Here is a 242-nt window from a genome sequence, read left to right as displayed (position 1 = left end):
TAGTGCGCAGGCAAGGTAGGTTTTTCCACATTCCGTTGCGCCAGTAATTAGCACATTTTGGTGTAGCGCTAACCACTCACCTTGCGTAAGCGAACGGATCTCAGCCTTGTCGAGTTGGCGACTACTGCTGTAATCCAGCTGCGCCAGTTCCGCACGTAATCTGATCTTTGCTTGCTTGGTCAACCGCGCTATTTTGCGTGAGTTGCGTTGATTGATTTCTTCCGTTAACAGCAGTTCTAACC

The 242-nt window shown here is 49.6% G+C and carries 1 protein-coding gene; it reads right to left on the bottom strand.

Annotated features, from left to right (window positions below; translation table 11 throughout):
- Positions 1 to 242, bottom strand: a 242-nt coding sequence (locus Q4519_RS22040; RefSeq protein WP_303516118.1) for an ATP-binding protein, incomplete at both ends; no start/stop codon positions are given.

It is taken from the genome of Motilimonas sp. 1_MG-2023, from assembly GCF_030547455.1.
Taxonomy (GTDB): Bacteria; Pseudomonadota; Gammaproteobacteria; order Enterobacterales; family CBDFNC01; genus Motilimonas.
This window is presented reverse-complemented; position numbering and strand designations above follow the sequence as displayed.